Raw genomic sequence first — 22422 nt, forward strand, 5'->3', positions numbered from 1 at the left:
CCGGGGGCAGCCGCGGTGGCTTCGCTGAGCGGCTCGACACTGCGGAGGTCTAGCAGGTGCTGCGGTGCTTCACCCACGGCAGCCCCAAACACCCCGCCTATCAAGGACTCGAAGAACTCGGCCGCGCTCTGCTCACCATCTTGGCGTGCGACTACCTCGCCGGCTCCGGCCTGCGCCGTTGAGCCTTCCCCAGCCCGGCTGAGCTCGCGTCCTTCGAGGCGGATCGATAGCGAAATCTCCTAAGCCGGGGAGCCGACCCGCGGGTCTCCCCCCTCGGTGAGGTCAACGGTGTCGGGCTGATGCGACAGGGCGTGGAGTTCGCCGCGCCGAGGCCAGAGCGGGAGATCCTGAGCAAGGCGGCCGCCCGTTGAGAGAAGGAGACGAGAGAGTGAGCCGCTTCCGTGTTCTCTGGAGGACCACCAAGGCGGGGGCGCCCGCCCCGTGTGCCGCAGCAGTGCCTGCAGGCCACCCTCGCTGAGAAGAGGCCGACGGCGCATTGGCCCCGTGGGCTCTGGGCTCCAGTTTGCGAGCCGCTCCCGGCCTCCGATGCGGACCAGTGCGTAGCGGAATCGTCGCGTCAGGTCCGGGATGGCTCAGGAAGGGCGCTGTTTAGAGGGAGATGGTGAGACGGCCTGGTCGTCCCGGCGGCTGGTGCTGGCGACAGATGCGCGACATCCGAGCGAACATCGAGCTAACACTCGGGCATATCGGGCGTAGGTTCGGTTTGTAAGCGCGCGTTTATGCAGGTAAGGGGTGGCGCGCCCGGCAGGATTCAAACCCGCGACCGTCGGTTTAGAAGACCGATGCTCCGTCTCTTCATCTCACGGGGCGATCGCCGTCTCGAAGGTGGGTTCCAAAACCTCAATGTAAAGAAGGCGGCTTGTCGGCTCTCCATGCAAGAGCGCAAGCCGTTCAACGAGTACTCCTGTTTGGGTAGGGGGGCAATCTCCGGTCGAGTGGCGCGTCCAGATTCTTCTTGAAGGCCTGTAGTGTCGGTTGGACCGACTGGACGACTATGGAGTGCTACACCTGTCACGTGGTGTTACCACCGCGGCCTGATGAAAGCGGCCGCCTTCTGGGCCTCACCCGCCCGCCAAGGCCGGGCAACTGATCACCGCACCGGAGTCGACTCGGTCCGCCCTCTGGAGTTCACCACACATCGGGCGCCCTCGCCGTGGCTCGGGTGGCACGAACTTGGATAGTGCGGATGGCGCGGGACAACCCAGCCTGAGGGCACGAGGAGTTCGCGGCAAGCCGGCTCGGCTTGGGTATGCGGTCACGGCATGCGGATGCTTCCTCGTCGAGACGAGGCCGCTAAAGCCTCCGTTGGAGAACCTCACCAACCTGCTTCAGCGAGCGGGGGCTCGTCATGTGGTTGTGATGGCAGTCAAGCTCGAAGCTGTGGATTTCGCCGTCGACGTAGGGTTCCCAGGAGTTCGGGGACCATCCCCGCTCCTCCCTGCTGTGCCTGGAGCCGAAGAAGACGAGCGTTCCCCGGAACACGCTGGGTGCGAACTCGCGTTGCAGTCGCTGGTTATGTACGAATGCCCTGGTGAACGCGTCGACGATGTCACGGTCAATGTCGCTTACGCCTTTTCCTGAAGTGTTCAGGAGCTCGCTCGCACCCAGTTCGGGGTTATCCCGGAGGACGTCCGCCAGCACGTCCAGTGCTTCGTGTCCGACAGGGTCTGTGTTCAACTCCGGGAGACTCGGATAGCTGTCGAGGATAACGACGGTTTCGACCTCGGCCCCTTGGGCCTGCATCGTGGTGGCCACGAGGTGGGCCATCACTCCTCCGAACGACCAGCCGAGCAGGCGGTACGGCCCGGACGGCCAGACCGAGCGAATGTGGTGGACATACTCGGAGGCCATCTCGTGGAGGCTGCCGGCGGGGGGCTCCGAGTCCTTCAGACCGCGCGCCTGCAGGCCGTAAATCGGAACGTCCTCATCGAGGTGCTCGATGAGACCCGAATAGGTCCAGCTGATTCCTCCCGCGGGATGTATGCAGAACAGCGGAGGCCGGTCGCCCTTCGGGCGAATCGGCAGCAGGATCGCTAGCGGATCCCCGTTCGTCCCAGCATCGATCCCTGCGGCCAGTTCCGCTACGGTCGGGGCTTCGAACAGGTCTCGGATTGTCACCTCGACGCCGAGGACTGTGCGGATTCGGCTGACCAGCCGGGTTGCCGACAGTGAGTGGCCGCCTAGGTCGAAGAAGCTGTCGTCGATGCCGACCCGTTCTAGACCGAGGATTTCGGCGAAGACTCGGCACAGGGCGTGCTCTTGGGTGGTTCGTGGTGTCCGGCCGGTGATCTTCTCGGAGAAGTCGGGTGCCGGGAGTGCGTTGCGGTCGAGCTTGCCGTTCGGCGTCAGCGGGAACGTCCTCACCGCCACGATGGTGGCCGGCACCATGTGGGCGGGCAGGGAGCGTGCGATGGCGCGACGCAAATGGACCGGATCGCAGCCGATGTCCGGGTCGGCCACCACGTACCCGACCAACTGCAGGTCACCTGGACGGTCTTCACGAACCGCCGCCACGGCGCGTGCCACTCCTGGCTGCCGCGCCAACACCGCCTCGATTTCACCCAACTCGATACGGAAACCACGAACCTTCACCTGGTCGTCGGCCCGGCCCACGAACTCCAGCTGCCCGTCCGAACGCCACCGGGCCAGGTCCCCGGTTCGATACATGCGCTCGCCCGGACGGCCGAAGGGGCAGGCCACGAACCGCTCCGCAGTCAACCCCGGACGATTGAGGTACCCCCGGGCCAACCCTTTCCCGGCGATGTACAGCTCACCGACAACGCCCGGCGCAACCGGAGACAGCCCCGCATCGAGCACGAACAGCCTGGTGTTCCAGATCGGCCGCCCGATAGGGATGTTCGTCCCCACGGTCTCCCGCGTGATCTCTGCCTCGCAGACATCGATCGAAGCTTCGGTCGGCCCGTACAGGTTATGCAGTTCGGCGTCGAAGATCTCGTAAAACTTCTGAGCATGCTCGGACGATAAGGCTTCGCCACTGCAGAGCACTCGCCGCAGGCTTGGGCAGTCTCGCATGGACGGCTCATCCAGTGCCGCAGCCAGCATGGACGGGACGAAATGTGCCGTGGTAATGCCTTCCGAGCGGACCAGGTGGGCGAGATAGGCCGGGTCGTTATGGCTCTTCGGTCTGGCCAGCACCAATACTGCTCCGACCTGCAACGGCCAGAAGAATTCCCACACCGATACGTCGAAGCTGGTCGGCGTCTTCTGCAGCACCCGATCGTCTTCTCGAAGGGAGTAGCGGCTCTGCATCCACTGCACCCGATTCTGAAGCCCGCTGTGAGAACTGACCACACCTTTGGGGCGTCCGGTCGACCCCGAGGTGTAGATCACGTACGCGGGATGGGAGGGCAGCAGCGGTGCGATCCGATCAGCGTCGGTCACGTTCTCCGCTGATCGGCTCGCCAGTTCGGTCTCCGTCGGCAATGCCGTCAGCCGCGCTACGGGGCGGGCGTCATCGACCATGAATGCCAACCGGTCCTCCGGATACTCCAGGTCCAACGGCAGATAAGCGCCGCCCGCCTTGAGCACCGCCAGCAAAGCGACCACCAGTTCCACCGAACGCGGAAGCGCCACCGCAACGACCCGCTCCGGTGCCACGCCCTTATCGATCAGATACCGTGCTAGCCGGTTCGCCTGCGCGTTCAGTTCTCGATAGCTGATCTGCGTGCTTTCGAAGATCACCGCGGTGGCGTCTGGTGTTCGCTGCACTTGCGCTTCGAACAACTCGGGCAGGGTCGCGTTGGTGACCTCGTGCTCGGTGTCGTTCCATTCGGTCAGGATCTTCCGGCGTGTTTCGGGGCCAAGAACATCCACGCTGGCGATCGGTAGGTCGGGGTCGTTGGTGACCGCGCGTAGGAACCGTTCGAAGCAAGCGACGATCTGCTGGACCGTCTCTCGATCGAACAGATCGGTTGCGTAATTGACGGTCCCTTCCAGGCCGCCGGGAGTGTCGTCGGTGGCAGGCCGTTCAGAGAGGCTGAACAATAGGTCGAATTTGGCTGTGTTGATTTCCAGGTCGTAAGGTTGCGTGTCGATGCCGGGTAGGTCGATCAGGGGTTTTGGTGTGTTGTCGGTGGCGAGCATGACCTGGAAGAGGGGATGCCGGCCCAGTGACCGTGGCGGATTGATGATCTCGACCAGGTGCTCGAAGGGGAGATCCTGGTGAGCGTAAGCCGCCAGATCCACCTCACGAACTCTTTCCAGGAGTTCTCGGAAGGTGGGGTTGCCGGAGGTGTCGTTGCGGAGTACCAGGGTGTTGACGAAGAGGCCCACCAGATCGTCGAGGGCCTCGTCGGTCCGGCCGGCGATCGGGCTGCCGATGGGGATGTCGGTTCCGCAGCCCAGCCGTGTGAGCGAGGCGGCCAGCCCGGCTTGCAGCACCATGAACAGCGTGACCTGGGTGTCCTGTGCCAGACTGATCAGCGCCTGATACAGGTCGGCGTCAACGGGGAAGTCGACCGAGTCCCCTCGGTAGGTCGCTACCGTCGGGCGAGGTCTGTCGGCAGGTAGTTCGAGTTGGTCGGGTAGCCCGGCCAGCGTTTCGCGCCAGTAAGCGGTCTGGCCACTGATCACACTTTCGGGATCGGCTTCGTCGCCCAGCAACTCCCCTTGCCACAACGTGTAGTCCGCGTACTGGACGGGAGTCGGTGACCATTCCGGTGTCCGACCTGCCGACCTCGCCGCGTACGCCGCCGCCACATCCCGAGCCAACGGAACCAGCGACCATCCGTCTCCGGCGATGTGATGCACCACCAGCAACAACACATGTTCGTGCGGGCCGAGACGGAACAGCTCGGCCAGGAGTGGCCGGTCGACCGCTAGGTCGAAACCTCGACCGGCGGCTTCCATCACTGCTCCGGCAACGTCGTACTCACTGACCTCTAACACATTCAGCAGTGGGCGCTCCGCGTCGAGCACCACCTGATACGGAGTCCCCTCATGTTCCGGAAACACGGTGCGCAGGCTTTCGTGCCGATCCACGACATCGCGCAGAGCCGCCGCAAGAGCCGTCCGGTCAAGTGGACCACGCAACCGTATGGCGACCGGGATGTTGTAGGTCGGACTGGGGCCTTCCAGCCGGTTGAGGAACCACAGGCGCCGCTGCGCGAAAGACAGCGGCACCCGCTCCGGACGGCGCCGCGGCCCCAATGGGAGTCGCGCTCGCCCTGCACGCTCGAGTAGCGCAGCCAACCCCGCCACGGTTGGGGTCTCGAACAGGTCCCGGATCGTCACCTCGACGCCCAGGACCGTACGGATCCGGCTGACCAGCCGGGTCGCCAGCAACGAATGGCCGCCCAGGTCGAAGAAGCCGTCATCGATGCCGACCCGCTCCAGGCCGAGGATTTCGGCGAACATCCGGCACAGGACCTGCTCTTGGGTGGTTCGCGGCGCCCGGTCCGTGGTCGCTTCGGAGAAATCGGGTGCCGGGAGAGCTCTGCGATCGAGCTTGCCATTCGGCGTCAACGGAAACGACTCCAGCACCACCACCGCGGCCGGCACCATGTGGCCGGGTAGTGACTGGGCGATAGCGTGGCGCAACCACCCCGCGTCACAGCCGATGCTCGGATCGGGCACCACGTAGCCGATCAGTTGCCGGTCGCCCGGGTGATCCTCACGAGCGGCCACCATGGCGCGCGCCACTCCTGGCTGCCGCGCCAACACCGCCTCGATCTCACCCAATTCGATGCGAAATCCGCGGATCTTCACCTGGTCGTCGGCTCGACCCACGAATTCCAGGTGTCCGTCCGAACGCCAGCGAGCCAAGTCCCCGGTTCGATACATGCGCTCGCCCGGAGAACCGAACGGACAGGCTACAAACCGCTCCGCAGTCAGCCCCGGACGGTTCAGATAGCCTCGGGCCAATCCGGTCCCCGCGATGTACAGCTCACCGACAACGCCCGGCGCGACCGGAGACAACCCCGCATCGAGCACGAACAGCCTGGTGTTCCAGATCGGCCGCCCGATCGGAGGCGCCTGATCACCGTCGCCATCACGATCGGCTCCGGGATGGTCGGCATGCCATGCCGCGGCATACACCGTCGCCTCGGTCGGCCCGTAGATATTGGCGATCCGTGTCTGCGGCCAGACGTCGCGGACCTGCTGCACCACCTGCGCGGACAGCGCCTCGCCCGCCAGTACGACCTCCTGCGGCGAGGCCGCCGGACGTCCTGACCTCAAGATCTCACTCAAGGCCGAAGGCACGGCGCTCACCAGGCTCACCGGCCCGGCTCCACGATCGGCCACCGCGAGGACGTCATGCACGACCTCGACGCGACCGCCCACTATCAGCGGGCAGAAGATCTCGAACACGGACACATCGAAATTCAGTGAGGTCGAGGCCACCACATGCGCCAGCCCGTTCGGGCCGAACATCCCGGCCGCCCAGCCGCACAAAGCGGCCACACTGCCGTGAGCCACCACCACGCCTTTGGGGCGTCCGGTCGATCCCGAGGTGTAGATCACGTATGCGGGATGGGAGGGCAGCAGCGGTGCGATCCGATCAGCGTCGGTCAGGTTGTCCGCTGATCGGCTCGCCAGTTCTGCCTCCGCGGGCAACGCCGTCAACCGCACCACCGGCCGGGCGTCATCCATCATGAACGCCAGCCGCTCCTCCGGGTAGGTCAGGTCCATGGGGAGGTAGGCGCCGCCTGCCTTGAGCACTGCGAGCAGGGCGACCACGAGTTCCACCGAGCGTGGAAGCGCTATCGCAACGACCTGCTCGGGTGCCACGCCTTGATCGATCAGATACCGTGCCAGCTGATTTGCCTGCGCGTTCAGCTCTCGATAGCTGACCTGCGTGCCTTCGAAGATCACGGCGGTGGCGTCTGGTGTTCGTTGTACCTGTGCTTCGAACAACTCGGGCAGGGTCGCGTTGGTGACCTCGTGCTCGGTGTCGTTCCATTCGGTCAGGATCTTTCGGCGTGTTTCGGGGCCGAGAACATCCACGCTGCCGATCGGTAGGTCGGGGTCGGTGGTGACCGCGCGTAGGAGCCGTTCGAAACAAGCGACGATCTGCTGGGCCGTCTCTCGGTCGAACAGGTCGGTTGCGTAATTGACGGTCCCTTCCAGGCCGCCGGGAGTGTCGTCGGTGGCAGGCCGTTCGGAAAGGCTGAACAGCAGGTCGAATTTGGCTGTGTTGATTTCCAGGTCGTAAGGTTGCGTGTCGATGCCGGGTAGGTCGATCAGGGGTTTTGGTGTGTTGTCGGTGGCGAGCATGACCTGGAAGAGGGGATGCCGGCCCAGTGACCGTGGCGGATTGATGATCTCGACCAGGTGCTCGAAGGGGAGATCCTGGTGAGCGTAAGCCGCCAGATCCACCTCACGAACTCTTTCCAACAGTTCCCGGAAGGTGGGGTTGCCGGAGGTGTCGTTGCGGAGTACCAGGGTGTTGACGAAGAGGCCCACCAGATCGTCGAGGGCCTCGTCGGTCCGGCCGGCGATCGGGCTGCCGATGGGGATGTCGGTTCCGCAGCCCAGTCGCGTGAGCGAGGCGGCCAGCCCGGCTTGCAGCACCATGAACAGCGTGACCTGGGTGTCCCGTGCCAGACTGATCAGCGCCTGATACAGGTCGGCGTCAACGGGGAAGTCGACCGTTTCCCCTCGGTAGGTCGCCACCGTCGGGCGAGGTCTGTCGGCGGGTAGTTCCAGTTGGTCGGGCAGCCCGGCCAGCGTTTCGCGCCAGTAAGCGGTCTGGGCACTGATCACACTCTCGGAATTGTCCTGGTCACCCAGCAACTCCCGTTGCCACAACGTGTAGTCCGCGTACTGGACGGGTGTCGGTGACCATTCCGGTTTCCGTCCTGCCGACCTTGCCGCGTACGCCGCCGCCACATCCCGAGCCAACGGAACCAGCGACCATCCGTCCCCGGCGATGTGATGCACCACCAGCAACAACACATACTCGTGTTCCGAAAGCCGGTAGACGTGCGCCCTCAACGGAAGCCCATCGCTCAACTCGAAGCCCTGGGCCGCGTCCGCTGTGAGCGCGGACAGTACCTGTTCGGCCTCCATCTCGGCCACGGTCAGCGGCACCCGCGCGTCCGCAGGGTCAAGAACTCGCTGGTACGGCTCGCCCATTTTCTCTGGGAACGACGTGCGCAACGACTCGTGCCGGGCCACGACGTCGTCCAGCGCGTCCTGCAGTGCCTGCATATCCAGAACACCGCTCAGCCGAAGCGGGATCGGCATGTTGTAGGTCGGGCTGGGGCCTTCCAGCCGGTTGAGGAACCACAGGCGCCGCTGCGCGAAAGACAGCGGCACCCGCTCCGGACGGCGCCGCGGCCCCAGCGCCGGGCGCGCCCGCTCCGCCCGCTCCAGCGCCTCGGCCAACCCCGCTACGGTCGGGGCTTCGAACAGGTCTCGGATTGTCACCTCGACGCCGAGGACTGTGCGGATTCGGCTGACCAGCCGGGTTGCCGACAGTGAGTGGCCGCCTAGGTCGAAGAAGCTGTCGTCGATGCCGACCCGTTCTAGGCCGAGGATTTCGGCGAAGACTCGGCACAGGGCGTGCTCTTGGGTGGTTCGTGGTGTCCGGCCGGTGATCTTTTCGGAGAAGTCGGGTGCCGGGAGTGCGTTGCGGTCGAGCTTGCCGTTCGGGGTGAGGGGGAACGTCTCCATCGCCATGATGGTGGCCGGCACCATGTGGGCGGGCAGGGAGCGTGCGATGGCGCGAGGCAACTGGGCCGGATCGCAGCCGATGTCCGGGTCGGCCACCATGTACCCGACCAACTGCAGGTCCCCCGGTCGGTCTTCGCGAACCGCCGCCACGGCGCGTGCCACTCCTGGCTGTCGCGCCAACACCGCCTCGATCTCACCCAACTCGATACGGAAACCGCGAACCTTCACCTGGTCGTCGGCGCGGCCCACGAACTCCAGCTGCCCGTCCGAACGCCACCGGGCCAGGTCCCCGGTGCGGTACATGCGCTCGCCCGGACGGCCGAAGGGGCAGGCCACGAACCGCTCCGCAGTCAACCCCGGACGGTTCAGATAGCCTCGGGCCACCCCGGTCCCCGCGATGTACAGCTCACCAACAACGCCCGGCGCAACCGGAGACAGCCCCGCATCGAGCACGAACAGCCTGGTGTTCCAGATCGGCCGCCCGATCGGAGGCGCCTGACCGGCTGAAAGATGGTCGGCGTGCCATGCCGCCGCGTACACCGTCGTCTCGGTCGGGCCGTAGATGTTCGCGATCCGTGTCTCCGGCCAGACATCGCGGACCTGCCGCACCACCTGCGCCGACAGTGCCTCACCTGCCAGCACGACATTCCGCGGCGTAACCGCCGGACGACCCGACCTCAAGATCTCACTCAGCGCCGAAGGCACGGCACTCACCACACCGACCGGCCCGGCCACACCATCGGCCACCGCAAGGACGTCACGAACGACCTCGACGCGACCGCCCACCACCAGCGGACAAAAGATTTCGAACACGGAAACATCGAAATTCAGCGAGGTCGAGGCCACCACATGCGCCAATCCATTCGGGCCGAACCTCCCTGCAGCCCAGGCACACAAGGCGGCCACGCTCTCCTGGGCCACGACCACACCTTTAGGGCGTCCGGTCGACCCCGAGGTGTAGATCACGTACGCGGGATGGGAGGGCAGCAGCGGTGCGATCCGATCGGCATCGGTCACGTTCTCCGCCGAACGGCCCGCCAGTTCTGCCTCCGCGGGCAACGCCGTCAACCGCACCACCGGCCGGGCGTCATCCACCATGAACGCCAACCGGTCCTCCGGATACTCCAGGTCCAACGGCAGATAAGCGCCGCCCGCCTTGAGCACCGCCAGCAAAGCGACCACCAGTTCCACCGAACGCGGAAGCGCCACCGCAACGACCCGCTCCGGTCCCACACCCTCATCGATCAGATACCGCGCCAACCGGTTCGCCCGCGCGTTCAACTCCTCATAACCGACCTCCACCCCGTCGAACGCCACCGCGACCGCCTCCGGCGTCCGCTCGACCTGGGTCTCGACCAACTCCGGCACAACCGCCCCGGACGCCTCACGCTCAGTATCGTTCCACTCCACCAAAACCCTCCGCCGCACCTCCGCACCGAGAACGTCCACACTCCCGATCGGCACATCAGGGTCAGCGGCAACCGCACGCAACAACCGCTCAAAGCAAGCAACGATCCTCTCGGCCGTCTCCCGATCGAACAGATCAGCAGCGTAATTCACCACCCCTTCCAGGCCGCCCGGCCGATCATCGACGGCAGGCCGCTCAGAGAGGCTGAACAACAGGTCGAATTTCGCGATCTCAGCCTCGGTGGCCTGTATCTCCACCTCGATATCGCGGAGGGCGAGTTCGGGCCTCGGTGTGTTGTCGAAGGCGAGCATGACCTGGAAGAGGGGATGCCGGCTGAGTGACCGCGGCGGATTGATGATCTCGACCAGGTGCTCGAACGGAACGTCCTGATGGGCATAAGCCGCCAGGTCTACCTCGCGAATCCTTTCCAGCAGCTCCCGGAAGCCGGGATCGCCGGAGGTGTCATTACGCAGCACCAGCGTGTTGACGAAGAAGCCCACCAGATCGTCGAGCGCCTCGTCGGTCCGGCCCGCGACCGGACTGCCGATGGGGATGTCCGTTCCGCATCCCAGCCGTGTCAGCGAGGCGGCCAGCCCGGCCTGCAGCACCATGAACAGCGTGACCTGGTTGTCCCGTGCCAAAGTGATCAGGGACCGATGCACGTCACCGTCGAGCGTGAACCCGATGGACTCGCCACGGTACGTCGCCACCGCCGGGCGCGGCCTGTCAGCGGGCAGTTCCAGCTCGTCGGGCAGCCCGGCCAGCGCCTCACGCCAATAGGCGGCCTGAGCACTGATCACACTCTCGGGATCGGCTTCGTCCCCCAGCAACTCGCGCTGCCACAACGTGTAGTCCGCGTACTGCATCGGAACCGGCGGCCAGGCGGCCGGAGTTCCTTGACGGCGTGCGGAGTAGGCCGCAGCGAGATCGCGTCCCAGCGGAGCCATCGACCACGCGTCGCCGGCGATGTGATGTACCACCAGCAGCAGCAGGTGGTCGTGCGGTCCGAGACCGAACAGCTCGGCGCGGAGGGGGCGGTCCGTCACGAGGTCGAAGCCCCGATCAGCGACCTCCGCCACCATCCTGGGCAGGCGGTCCTCTGAAGCGTCCACCACGTCGAGCACGATGGGCTCGGCATCGAGCACCGACTGGTACGCGGCGCCCTCGTGCTCGGGAAAGACCGTCCGGAGGATCTCGTGCCGCTCCACGACATCGGCCAGCGCCCCGGCGAGGGCCGTGCGGTCGAGGGGCCCGCGCAGCCGCAGGGCGAGCGGAATGTTGTAGGCCGGGCTCGGCCCTTCCAGCCGGTTCAGGAACCAAAGGCGCCGCTGCGCGAACGACAGCGGCACCCGCGCCGGGCGGTGTCGCGGGCTCGGGACCGGCCTGGCGCGACCCGTACCGCCGTCGAGGAGCTCGGCCAGTTCGGCGACGGTCGGAGCTTTGAACACATCCCGGATCGTCACCTCGGCGCCCAGAACCGCACGGATCCGGCCCATCAGGCGGGTCGCCAGCAGTGAATGACCGCCCAGGCGGAAGAAATGGTCGTCGATGCCGATCCGCTCCAGCCCCAGCACCTCGGCGAACAGCCGGCACAGGATCTCCTCGCGCGGATCCCGCGGGGGCCGGTCGGTCACGGCCGCGGCGAAGTCGGGTTCCGGCAGCGCCGCCCGATCCAGCTTCCCGTTCGGCGTCAACGGGAATTCGTCGACGACCACGAACTCCGCCGGGACCATGTGGTCCGGCAGGCGGGTCTCGGTGTGCGTGCGGAGGTCGTCGGCGAGCCTGCCGGGGTCGTACCACCGCCGCTCCCTTCCGTCCGGTCCGGTCGCCGGGCGGACGGGGTCGTCGCGGCGCACGGCGTACAGGGAGTGCACGCCGGTGCCGGCGAGGTCGGGGGCGGCCTGCACCGTGGTCTGGAACCCGTGGTCGCCCAGCAGCCCGACGACGATGTCGAGCCGCCCGTCGATGTCGTGGATCTCGGCCACGACCTGGCGGATGATCGGCCAGTGCGCGGGTTCGATCCCCGTCAGGACGTCCAGTTCGCTCTTCTCCGCGTCGATCTTGAGCAGGTCGATCCGGGTGATGCCGTACTCGCGGATCATCTGCGAGAGCGTCCGCAGCCCGACCTCGACATCCTCTCCGCGCAGCCGCTCCGTCAGCAGTTCGGCCAGGACGTCGTCCGGTTCGCCGGCCCGCTCGTTCCGCAGGAACCGCTCCAGCACGCGGCGTTCCTCGCGCTCGTCGGCGAATCGCCCGGACAGCAGTGACATGTCCGGGTAGTAGGTGAACCGGGCGGTGCCCGCCTCGGCTCCGATGCCGCAGCCGGTGACGACGGCGTCGATGCCGTGCAGTTCGGCGTTGATCCGGAACATCTCGGCCAGCTCAGGGATCGGCTCGAACGCGTAGATCCGGCAGTCCGGCCGTTGCGTGTGCACGAACAGCGAGAACAGGCCGACATGGCCGCCGACGTCCACCACGCATCCGTCCTCAGGCAGCGTCACGCCGGCCCGCAGGTACGTCTTCCGGACGAAGATCTCCTCGTACAGGAAGGCGGTGTTCGACCGGTTGCGTGCGCAGACCATCATGCCGTTGGGCAGTTCGTGGAGTTCCCGCCCGTCGAGCCGGCCTTCGCGCCGCATCCGGGACAGGTTCGCCACGACCCGGGCCGTGGCACGGTCCGGGACGACGTGGGCCACCAGTCGCGGGCCGCCCGCGGCGCTCTCGCGAGCCGTTACCACCGCCCGTGCGACGCCCGGGTGATCGGCCACCACGGCCTCGATCTCGCCGGGCTCGATGCGCCGTCCCCGGATCTTGACCTGGTGGTCGGACCGGCCGAGGTACTCCACCCTGCCGTCGAGGTCCCATCGGACGATGTCGCCGGTCCGGTACATCCGGCCGCCGGGCGGGCCGAAGGGGTCGGCGACGAATCGTTCCGCCGTCAACCCGGCGCGGTTGACGTACCCGCGGGCCAGCTGCGCCCCGGCGAGGTACAGTTCGCCGGCGACGCCCGGCGGGACCGGTGCCAGCCGCGTGTCGAGGACGTAGAGCCGGGTGTTCCACACGGGACGGCCGATGGTGACCGGTCCGGCACCTGGCGGGCACGCCGCGGCCGTGACGTCGACCGCCGCCTCCGTAGGGCCGTAGAGGTTGTTCAGCCGGGCGCCGAGTACCGCGTGGTACCGGTCGCGTAGGCGGTCGGGCAACGCCTCGCCGCTGCAGATGACCTCGCGCAGGCCGGTGCAGCCTTCCGCCGCCGGCTCCCGGACGAACTCCTGCAGCATGGACGGTACGAAGTGCACCATGGTGATCCGGGCGTCGTGGATCAGTCGTGCGAGGTAGGCCGGGTCCCGATGGCCATCGGGCCGCGCCACGACCAGCGTGGCGCCGCTGATGAGCGGCAGGAAGAGTTCCCACACCGACACGTCGAAGCCGAGCGGGGTCTTGTGCAGGACGCGGTCCGCGGCGGTCACCCCGTAGTGGTCCCGCATCCACAGCAGCCGGTTCACGATCGCCGCGTGCCCGACCGCGACGCCCTTCGGCCGCCCCGTCGATCCCGACGTGTAGAGGACGTACGCGGGGTTCGCAGGGATGGCGGGCGTGACCTGGACGGCGCCCGGCTGGTCGGGCGCGTCCGCCGTGGTGAGGGTGAGCAGCGGGCGAGCGTCGTCGTAGAGGAACGCGAGCCTTTCGGCGGGTTCGTCCGGGTCGATCGGTAGGTACGCGCCGCCGGCCTTCAGGACCGCCAGCAGGGCGACCACCATGTCGATCGAGCGGGGGAGTGCCACCGCGACCACGGTCTCCGGGCCCACACCTCGGCCGGCCAGACTCCGCGCGAGCCGGTCGGCGCGGCGGTCGAGTTCGGCGTAGGAGACGAACTCGTCCTCGAACACCGCGGCCGTCGCGGCGGGAGTGCGGGACACCTGCTCCGCGAACAGTTCGGAGATCGTGGCAGCCGGTACCGGGTGCGCGGTGTCGTTCCAGTCCAGAAGTATCTTCCGGCGTTCGGCGTCGTCGATGAGGTCGATTCCACCGATCGGCAGATCGGGATCCGCGATCGCCGATTCCAGGAGATGCCGGAAGCGGTGCAGGTGGCCGGACAGCTCCCGGTCGGTACTGGCGGCCAGGTTCGCGTTGAAGTCGATCCGCATGCCCTTGAGGTCCGCGCCGTAGTGGACCGCCGCCATCACCTCGCTGATCGGGCCCGTCACGAGGTCGTGCGCGGAGGTGGGGTTGCCACCGAACTCGCACCCGTAGTCGAACGGCAGGATGTTGATCTCGCTTCCCCACAGCCGCCCGCCTTGGATGGGCAGGTCGCGGTCCCGGCGGATGTACTCGGCCCGGTAACGCTGGTGCCGCAGGATCTGCTTGATCTCCCGCGACACCTGGTGGGTGAGGCCGGCGATCGTCGTGTCGCCGGTGATCTCGAGGCGCAGGGGCAGGACGTGGGCCATCATCGACGGGGTGGCCCGCGCGGTGCGTGTCTTCCGGCCGGTGACCGGCAGCCCCAGGACGACGACGTTCTCGGAGGTCATCCGGTGGACGTACGCTCCGAACACCGCGATCATCAGGGCGGGCCAGCCGGTCCCGACCTCGCGCGCGGCGTCGCGAAGCCGCACGATGTCCGCGTCCGAGAGGTAGGTGGTGTGGCGAGCGAAGCCACTGGACACGCCCTCCTCGCCGCTCACGCGGCCGGCCAGTGAGGCGGGGGCGACCGCCGCGTCCCGCACGCGGGACGCCCAGAACTCACGATCGCGCTGGAACTGCTCCGACGCCAGGTAGGCCGCCTCTTCCTCGACAAGCTCGCTCATCGGGCCGAAGGTGGCCGGTGGCGGGTCGATCCCCTCGTTCAGGGCCGTGTACACCTCGGCGGCCCGGCCGACGAACAGCGCGGCGCTGTAGCCGTCGATGACGATGTGATGTGCTGTGAAGTAGAGGAGGAACCGGTCGGCGGACACCTTGAGCAGCGCGGTCCGGAAGGGGACTCCGCTCGTGAGGCTCAGGGGGCGGCGCTGGTCGGCCGCCATCCATGCTCCGGCCGCCTGGTCCGGATTCGGATCCGTGGTGAAGTCGAGGTAGGGCACCTGCCAGTCGTGCGACTCATCGATGATCTGGTGGACGCCGTCGCCGTCCTCGACGAAGCGGGCATGGAACGACTCGGCCTCCATGGCCGCTCGCCGGACGGCGATCCTTATCAGCTCGACGTCCACCGGACCGCGGATCTCGATGTACTCGCTGATGTTGAACATCGGGTCGCCGGGATCCAGTTGCTGGGCGTAATACACCGCGGACTGGGCCGCCAGCAATGGCAGACGCCGCTTCTTACGTTCCATTACCGATCAACCCGTCCTCGAGTGGAGACGACGCGATACCGCGTTGCGCGCGTCGACCTGTGCACCGCCTTCGACCGACCATCCGACCGCCTCAGGCGCGCTCCGCGGCGTCGCTCCGGCGGATCGAGGGCAGGGTCGTCGCGCTCTCGGCGAGAAGGCCGTGCTTGCGGCCGAAGACGATGACCTGTGCCAGGCCGCGTGACAGTACCTCCTCGAGGACCGGCGCCCGGGAGACGCGGAGCATGACGGCTTCAGGGATGCCGAACTCTTCTTTCAACCGGTTTCCTGGCAGAAGGATGCGGGCGCCCAGCGCCCCTGTGAGGACGTTGAGGTACCGCCCCAACAGCCGCCGGTCGGCATCCGAGAGCGCCGTCATGTTGGTGCGCAGCCAGGCCTTGGCGAACGACTTGTGCCTGGCCTCCTCCTCGACGTGGATCCTGAACAGAACCCTGAGGATCGGCGGGATCGGCTCGACCTTGAGGCGGCGCCGCTGGAGGTAGTCGAAGATCTCCTCTCCGACGAGCGCCTCGGTGAACAGGATGTGCGGGAACGAGTGGGAGGCTTTGATGAACCGCTGACGCGCGCGGTCCAGCCGGCCCGGGAATGCCTCGGGGTCGATCCCCGTCCGGTTGATGAACTCCTGGAACATCAGCGTGTGCTGAGTCTCCTCGGCGACCTCGTGGTACAGGTACGTGAGTTCGGACGACCTGTTCGGTAGCGTCGCGGCGTATTGCAGGAGACCGCGCTGCAGGACGTTCTCGAACTCGATCGCCATCTTGATCATGTCAGTGGTCTTGCTGAGGCCGATCCTTCTGCGGGTCTCGCCGCGCTGTCGCAGGTACCACTCGTCCGCTCCGAGTGGATCCTCGAGGGTGAGCTCCCATCCTGGATGGGACACGTCGACCGCCATGTCCGGCTGGTCCCAGGCGATGTCCCGGAAGGCCAGATACTGTTTTCTCGCCGAACTTCGGTTGAGTCGATCCAGCAGATCGCCGTACGACGCGACGGCATCGCTCACGTCTTTCTCCTCGAGTCCGACTCGATTTGACTGCCGTATCGGGATGCACGACCACGACCACGGCCATGAGCGACCGCCAATGCGCGCGATCTAGACGGGGTGAATTGATAGAACTACGCGCAGTGAATCCGTGCCCGCTCCCTCGACTTCAGGATCACGCTTTTCCGAAGATAGACATGCCCCCCTGATCACTGTCAAGGGTCCGTCAAGACAAGGTTCTCGACTCCGGCTCGCTACCAGGGTCAACTTCACTACTATGACGCAAGAGCACGGCCCGGTCGCTAAACGTTCACTACCGCTGGTCCGCGGAGTCCGGCGTTGTCCGTCCGTCACCGGTGCCGACGACGACGCGGCCACGGGTCAGACGACCAGCCGGGCCGGCCGTCACAGGTCCCTGCACGGGCCCAGTCGCGGCCCGCCTGGTCGTCATGGCCGTGTGCGGCCAGTCCGGCATTCGCGGATCCCCGCGTCCATGTACCTCTGCGCCCCGCTCCATCGTCGTCGGCGCACCTCATGTCATCGGCATGGAACTGTCAGAATCGGCCATCCCTCCAGTGAGCGTCGATGTATAACCTCAGTATCCTCCAGCAGTTCCGTGAGCTACTTCTCCCAGGCCGACCTGTCGCCGAGCCCTCTATGGCCACTGGGGAGTCGGCGGGGAGTTCGGTTCGGGCACAAAACCGGCCGGCCTCATGGACATGGGCGCCCTTGGCAGGCACCGGAGTCTATGCAAGACTGTGGCCGCGGCGAGAAATCGGTGCTTCACGGAGAATCCGGTGAGCGCTAAAGACTCTCGAATTGGCTGGTGATGATGCCACCACAGCAGCCGGTTATCACGATCGTCGATGTGCATAAATCGTATGGCGAGGTCTCCGCACTGTGTGGTGTCGACCTCACGGTCTCGGCCGGCGAAATCATCTCGCTGCTCGGCCCCAACGGGGCGGGAAAGACCACCCTGGTCTCCATCATCGCGGGCCTCAGACGCGCGGACGAGGGCTCGGTCCGCATCTGCGGAGTGAACGTCGCGGACCGGCCCGAGAAGGCTCGCGAGTTCCTCGGCCTGGCCCCTCAGGAACTGGGCATCGTCCCGGTCGTCACGGTGCGCGAGAACCTGCGCTTCGCGGGCGAACTCCACGGGTTGCGTCGCCGCGCGCTGAGCACGCGGGTCGACGAGGTGGCCGAGCAGTTGCTGCTGGTCCCGCTGCTCGACCGGATGGGCCGCAGCCTCTCGGGAGGCGAGATGCGCAGGCTGCACACCGCGATGGCGTTGCTGCACCGCCCGCCGCTGCTGCTGCTCGACGAACCCACGGCGGCCGCGGACGTGCAGACGCGGCGGCGGATTCTCGACCTGGTTCGGCAGGCCGCCGCCGATGGTGCCGCGGTGCTCTACTCCACGCACTACCTCAACGAGATCGAGTCCCTCGACTCCACGGTCGCCATCCTCGACCGCGGCCATATCATCGCCAACGACCCGCCGAGTAAGATCATCGAAGCCCACGGCACGACGGTCATCGAGGCGGTCTTCGACGGACCTGCGCCGGACCCGGCCTCGCTCGGAGCACTGGAAGCCGACCGCGTCGGCTCCAGGCTGGTGATCACCGATCCGGATCGAGATTTCACCGCCGGCCAGGTGCTGAGCGCACTGGACCCCGGCGCGGTGCACCGCCTCCGTTCGATCGATGTGATCCGTCCCAGCCTGGAGACCGCCTTTCTGTCGCTGACGGGCCGGCGTTACGGCACACGCGGAACCGCCGAGAAAGAGGCGTGAGGTGTCCCCGCGAAGGAGCATGATCATATGTCGACAGGAGCTACGGATCCTGCGCAGGGACCCGCTGCCCATCATCAGCCTGGTGCTGATGCCGCTCGTCCTGATGGCCTTCGTGCGACCGGAGCGGGCCTTCGTCCTGGTCGGCCAAGGACACTCCGACGCCAACGGCGCCGAGGAGGCTGTGCCCGGGATGACGGTACTGTTCGCACTCTTTCTTGTTTCGTTCGTCCCGTTCGGCTTCTTCCGCGAACACGGCTGGGGCACCTGGGAGCGGCTCAGGGCCAGTCCCGCCCGCCCCGCCGAGATCGTCGCGGGGAAGCTCGCGCCTGTGCTGGCGACTTCGCTCGCCCAGCAGGCGGTGCTGTTCGGCCTCGGGTCGGTGCTCTTCGACATGAGGGTCCGCGGTTCGCTCGTCGCGCTCGCGCTGGTGATCGTTGCCCTGGCAGGCTGCCTGACCGCGCTCGGCTTGATGCTCACCGCCCTTGTCCGCACGTTCCAGCAGGTCAACGCGATCAGCAACGTCAGCGCACTGGTCCTGGGCGGCTTGGGCGGCGCGCTCGCACCGGTCACGCTGCTTCCCGCCTGGATCCGGGCGGCCGCTCCGGCCAGCCCGGGATACTGGGCGATGCGCGGCTTCCGGTCGGTGGTGCTCAACGGCGGCGGCATCAGCGCGGTGGCGCTGCCGATCGCGGTTCTCACCGCTTTCGCCGCCGCCTTCACCGCGGTCTTCCTGGTCCGATTCAGATACGACGAGACCAAGGTCTCGCTCGCTTGAACGTGTCCGGTGACCGGTCCATGAGGCATGCGCCGTCCGTGCTCCTCGCGCCGACGCCGGCTGATGCCTTCGTGACGAGTTCTTGAGGTGGCTGCATGGCCGTACGCTGGTCGACCGGGCTGGTGGAGCTACCAGGTGCGGTGCGATACACGCTGGTGACCGATGACTCGCCCACCGACCGGTGGGATGTCACCGTGGCCGTTCCCCAAGCCGGTCCACGGGTGGATTCCAGCCCGTTTCCCGTGTTGTATCTGCTCGACGGCTTCCTGACGTTTCTGACCACGGCGCAGATCGCGCAGAACACGCTGGCCTTCTCTCTGGGGCAACTGCGTCCCGTGGCCATCGTCGGGATCTCTCCGGCCATCGAGGACCGCGACCGGCTGTTCGCCCGACGCGCGCGCGACCTGACGCCGACCAGCGCGGCCCGTGGGTACCACCAGGGCGCGACGCCTCACGGAACAGGAAGCGCCGACGCGATGCTCGACCTCATCAACGAGGTGATCGCCCCTCGCGTCGAACCGGCGCATGGGCTCGACTCCGCCGACCGGGGACTCGCGGGCTTCTCCCTGGGCGGGCTGTTCACCTGCTGGGCGCTGGTCCGCCGTCCGAGAGGGTTCCGCAGGTTTCTGGCGGTGAGCCCGTCGCTGTGGTGGGACGACCACCTGCTGCTCGATGACCGGCGGGCTCCCTTCGTCACCCGCGATGCCGGTGACGTCTACCTCGCCGTGGGCGAGCGGGAGGACAGCCCGGACCGGAGCTGGCCGGTCATGCCCGCCGCGATGCGACGCTCCCTGTCCGGACTCGACATGGTCGCCGACCTCGCCGCCTTCACCGAACGGCTGCGCGACCACCCGGAAGTCGACGTCCGCAGCGAGGTCATCCCCGACGAACAGCACGCGACCGTATGGCCGGGCGCCGTGACCCGTGGCTTGGTGCACCTGTACAGGAAAGAACGGCAGGCCGCTTCGCCGTCCGGCTCACTGAACCGGTAAGAGATTGCGCTCGCACCGCGCCAAGGCGAAGTCGCCGCCGGTCATGCGTGCGTTGTGGGCGCCGCCGTCCATGGCGGCTGCTCCATCGAGTGTTCATCAGCAGAGGGAGCCACGGGAGCCGTTTTCGGCAGCCAACGCCTTCGGGCTGTGATCGACTCACCTGAGCTGCTCCACACCGAAGAGGTCACTGGCTCGAACCCAGTATCGCCCACATACCCCAGCTCAGAGGCTGTGTCGCCGACGCCGGTCAGGTGCTCCTCATCGATGCCGGGCTGTACGACCACGCCGGTGACATCAGCCGCGGGGCGGCGTCAGGCGGGCAGGCGCGTCCAGGCGTCCAAGCCCTCCTCGGTGAGCAGCATGTCGAAGGCGGCGTCGGCGGCGCCGGTGAGGGGGCCGTACGGGCCGAGCACCGAGGGCAGGACGGGCGGGGGCGCGGCCCGGCGGTAGCGCATCAGCCCTGCGGTGTACGCCTCGGCGAGCGCCTCGGGCGCGGCCGCGCGGAGGTCGACCGCCAGGCCGGACAGCGTGACCAGGCCGGGGTCGAGCGCGTTGACGAGCGCGGCGACGCCTCGTCCGAAGGCGCGCGCGGCGCCGGCCACCGCGTGCGCCGCAGCCGGGTCGGACACCGCGGACGCGATGATCTCCCCGGCCGCGGTGCGCGGGTCCGGGAGTGGTGGCCGATGCAGGGCGCGGGCCATCGCCCGCCCGTCCACCGCCATGTCCCAGCAGCCGCGCGCGCCGCACGGGCACTCCACGCCGGGGTCGCCGAACGGGACGTGACCGAACTCCCCGCCCGCGCCGGTCGCGCCGTCGACCGGGCCGCCGTCGACGACGAGGATGCCGCCGACGCCCACCTCGATGGTCAGGTGCAGCACGACCCGCGTCCCGGCGCCCGCGCCGCGCCGGGCCTCGGCGAGCCCGGACAGCGAGGCGTCGTTGCCCACGAGCAGGAGCGTCCCGGGCGTCCTGAGCGGTTCGAGGTCGACGTCCCGCCATCCCATGCCGGACGCCTGCACCACCCGCGTGCCGCTGACGGTTCCGGCGACGCAGGCCGAGACCGCGCGGATCCGGGACCCGTACGCGGCCCGGGCGGTCTCGATCCGGTCGGCGAGGACGTCCAGCACGTCCGGGGAGCCGGAATGCCGCCCGCCGTCCTCGTGCACGATCCGGCCGCCGAGCTCCACACACGCCACCCGCCAGTGCTCGTGGCCGATGTCGGCCACGCACACCAGCGGGCCTTCCGGGTGGGCGGTGAGTGCGGGGGAGGGCCGGCCCCGGCCGCCGGTGCGCTCGGGGGCGCGCTCGTCGATGAGGCGCGCGGCCTTGAGCCGGGCGGTGATCTCGGTGGCGGAGCCGCTGCTCAGGTGCAGTGCGCGGGCGGTGTCCGCGCGCGTCGCCGACGGGTGCGCGTGGACGTGGCGCAGGACGGCGAGCGCTCCCTGGCTGCGCAGCGCGCGGGCCGAGTGCGCGGTGCCGGCCCGCGCGGCGGCGGTGCTCGGTCGCATGGTGACATCCTTGCCGGACAGGATTATCCTCGTGTGACGAGGATAATCCTCGGGAGCTGAGGTGAAGCATGGCCTCCGAGATCCGGACCCTGACCGGCCCCGTCGGCGCCCTTCGCCGGACCCGCGGAACGCTCGGCCTCTACGCGGCGCTCGGGTGCCTGGGGTACATGCTCACCGCGCTCGGCGCGATCCTGCCGCAGCTCCGTGAGGAGCGCGGGCTGCCTCGCGGCGAGGTGGCGCTCTACCCGTCCGCGTTCGCCCTCGGGCTCGTCATCGTCGGCCTGGTCGGGCACCGGCTCGCCGGACGGCTCGGACGGTACGCGCCGCCCGCCGCGCTGACCGCGCTCGTCGCCGGCGCCGCCATCATGGCCGCCGGCGGTGGGCGGCTCGGCGCCGGGCTCGGCGCGCTGGTCCTCGGGCTCGGCGGCGCGGGGCTCGTCCAGCTGATCCCGGCCGCGTTGCGCGCCTTGCATGGCGGTGATGGAACGGTACCGATCGGGGAGGCTAACGCGGTGGCGAGCACCGCCTCCGTCCTCGCGCCGCTGGCGATCGGCGCCGCCGTCGCGCACGGACCGGGTTGGCGGCCGGCGTTCGTGGTGCCGCCGCTCGCCGTGGCCGCCGTCCTCCTGATCACCCGGGTGACCGTGGCGCCCCCGGCAGCCGTGGCGGTGCCTCCCGCGGCGGACCGGGCGCCCCGCACGTTCCGCAGCCGGTGGCTCGACCTCGTGCTCGCGGTGGGCACCGAGTTCTGCATGGTGTTCTGGGCCGCCGACTTCCTCGGCTCGGTGAAGGGCCTGTCCGCGGGCACCGCCGCCATGTTCTCCACCGCGTTCGTCCTCGGCATGGCGCTCGCGCGGGCGGCCGCCGCGCCGCTCGTCCGGCGTGCGCGCGGCCGCCCGGACCGGCGCGTCCCGGCGGCGGCCGGGCTCGGCGTGGCCGCTTGCGCCGGGCTGTGGGCCGCGCCG

General features: G+C 67.9%; 7 protein-coding genes. 4 read left to right on the forward strand and 3 right to left on the reverse strand.

The features are described from left to right. Window positions 1–1314: 1314 nt before the first annotated feature. Together ABZ914_RS22860 and ABZ914_RS22865 are read right to left on the reverse strand one after the other, a co-directional pair. Complete coding sequence (locus tag ABZ914_RS22860) at window positions 1315–15396, reverse strand: amino acid adenylation domain-containing protein (RefSeq protein WP_500195479.1); 14082 nt, start codon at window positions 15394–15396, stop codon at window positions 1315–1317. A gap of 91 nt (window positions 15397–15487) precedes the next feature. Next, on the reverse strand, window positions 15488–16414 hold the full coding sequence (locus tag ABZ914_RS22865) for an AurF N-oxygenase family protein (protein WP_500195481.1): 927 nt from the start codon (window positions 16412–16414) through the stop codon (window positions 15488–15490). Between the two features lie 808 nt (window positions 16415–17222). On the opposite strand from ABZ914_RS22865, the gene ABZ914_RS22870 reads away from it, so the two are divergent. From ABZ914_RS22870 to ABZ914_RS22880, 3 genes are all read left to right on the forward strand, one after another. Next, the gene (locus tag ABZ914_RS22870) at window positions 17223–18182 is read left to right on the forward strand and encodes an ABC transporter ATP-binding protein (protein ID WP_500195488.1); all 960 of its coding nucleotides are present in this window, start codon (window positions 17223–17225) and stop codon (window positions 18180–18182) included. Window positions 18183–18201: 19 nt separating this feature from the next. After that, window positions 18202–18957: an ABC transporter permease gene (locus ABZ914_RS22875; RefSeq protein ID WP_500195482.1), complete on the forward strand. Its 756-nt coding sequence runs from the start codon at window positions 18202–18204 to the stop codon at window positions 18955–18957. Between the two features lie 95 nt (window positions 18958–19052). Continuing rightward, window positions 19053–19949 (forward strand): alpha/beta hydrolase, encoded by an 897-nt coding sequence (locus ABZ914_RS22880; RefSeq protein WP_500195484.1) that lies wholly within the window; start codon window positions 19053–19055, stop codon window positions 19947–19949. A gap of 311 nt (window positions 19950–20260) precedes the next feature. On the opposite strand, the gene ABZ914_RS22885 is transcribed toward ABZ914_RS22880, so the two are convergent. Next, a complete protein-coding gene (locus ABZ914_RS22885) occupies window positions 20261–21457 on the reverse strand; it encodes an ROK family transcriptional regulator (protein ID WP_500195485.1) in 1197 nt (398 codons plus the stop codon). 68 nt (window positions 21458–21525) lie between these two features. Here ABZ914_RS22885 and ABZ914_RS22890 point away from each other — a divergent pair. Next, on the forward strand, window positions 21526–22422 hold an 897-nt coding region (locus ABZ914_RS22890), incomplete at its 3' end, for an MFS transporter (protein ID WP_500195487.1).

It is taken from the genome of Spirillospora sp. NPDC046719 (genome assembly GCF_040645715.1).
Taxonomy (GTDB): Bacteria; Actinomycetota; Actinomycetes; order Streptosporangiales; family Streptosporangiaceae; genus Spirillospora.

What these genes read in the sequence shown, in the direction of transcription:
- ABZ914_RS22870 (WP_500195488.1), top strand. Translation starts at nt 17,223, where the DNA reads ATGATGCCACCACAGCAGCCGGTTATCACGATCGTCGATGTGCATAAA.
- ABZ914_RS22860 (WP_500195479.1), bottom strand. Translation starts at nt 15,396, where the DNA reads ATGGAACGTAAGAAGCGGCGTCTGCCATTGCTGGCGGCCCAGTCCGCG.
- ABZ914_RS22880 (WP_500195484.1), top strand. Translation starts at nt 19,053, where the DNA reads ATGGCCGTACGCTGGTCGACCGGGCTGGTGGAGCTACCAGGTGCGGTG.
- ABZ914_RS22875 (WP_500195482.1), top strand. Translation starts at nt 18,202, where the DNA reads ATGATCATATGTCGACAGGAGCTACGGATCCTGCGCAGGGACCCGCTG.
- ABZ914_RS22885 (WP_500195485.1), bottom strand. Translation starts at nt 21,457, where the DNA reads ATGCGACCGAGCACCGCCGCCGCGCGGGCCGGCACCGCGCACTCGGCC.